1 protein-coding gene is annotated in these 1,065 nt (G+C 29.6%); it reads left to right on the plus strand.

What is annotated here, in order from left to right:
- Positions 1 to 937, plus strand: a 937-nt coding sequence (locus F6K53_RS45025; protein ID WP_293087633.1) for a CPBP family intramembrane glutamic endopeptidase, incomplete at its 5' end; no start/stop codon positions are given.
- Positions 938 to 1,065 lie beyond the last annotated feature (128 nt).

Consider the following 1,065-nt stretch of genomic DNA (forward strand, 5'->3'; position numbering starts at 1 on the left):
TAATTTTTATTCAGAAAACTCATTGGGTAAAAACTCAATAAATTTCCCCTTCAATAAGCTTAATATTACTGAATTTTGCTTATATTGGTTTATAGCTTTTCCAGTTTTATTATCGGTCATATTATTAATAATATTTATTATTATAGATATTGTATTGTTTTTATTGGTGAATTGGAATTGCTTTGGGATTTTCGAAAATGCCAATTTTGACATGGTATTTATTCTATTATTAGAGTGTTTAACCGGATTTTTTTTATTTAAACATCTCCACAAATTTGGATTTAATTTTGATAATTTTGGCATTTTTAAACCAAAAAGTATTAATATAAAACTAATTTTATTTATAGTAGTTTTTAACTATCTATTTGCTTGGAACTGTCATTCGTTTAATTTCTATTCTCTTTCTTTAATTGTTCCAGATTATGTTTTTGAAAAATTAATTAATAAATCAGAATTTACAAATACTATCGGGATACTTTCTTTTAGCTTTTCGACTATTGTTTTTATTCCGTTGTTAGAAGAGCTAGTTTTTCGTGGTATAATCTTGCAGAAGTGGGCAATAAAATGGGGTATTAAAGCTGGAATATTAACCTCATCTTTATTATTTGCGATTTGCCATTTGAATTTGAATATTGTACCATTGTTCATTTTAGGAACTATATATTGTGTTCTATACTTTAAAACTGGCAAATTAATAGTACCAATCATTTGTCATAGTCTTCACAATACTATTGTGACAATTTCTATGATTGGACAATACTATAGTATATCAAACGGTGAATTCATTTCGATAAACGATTATCAAGCTTCAATGGAACCATTATTAGGCCAAAAAGCAATTGTAGCAGCTATATCCTTTGCCGTTATCATGGTATTTTTATATCGAAATTTTCCTAAACAAGATGACATCCTTCCCTACTATAGAAATCCTAAGTGATTGATTAATAGCAATTATTATACTCATGAGGTACAAATTTCTGGGTTTTAGGGAGCAGGGAGCAGGGAGCAGGGAGCAGGCAAGAGGCAAGAGGCAAGAGGCAAGAGGAACCCACCCCTAACCCCTCC

Source organism: Moorena sp. SIO4A1 (assembly GCF_010672065.1).
Classification (GTDB): Bacteria; Cyanobacteriota; Cyanobacteriia; order Cyanobacteriales; family Coleofasciculaceae; genus Moorena.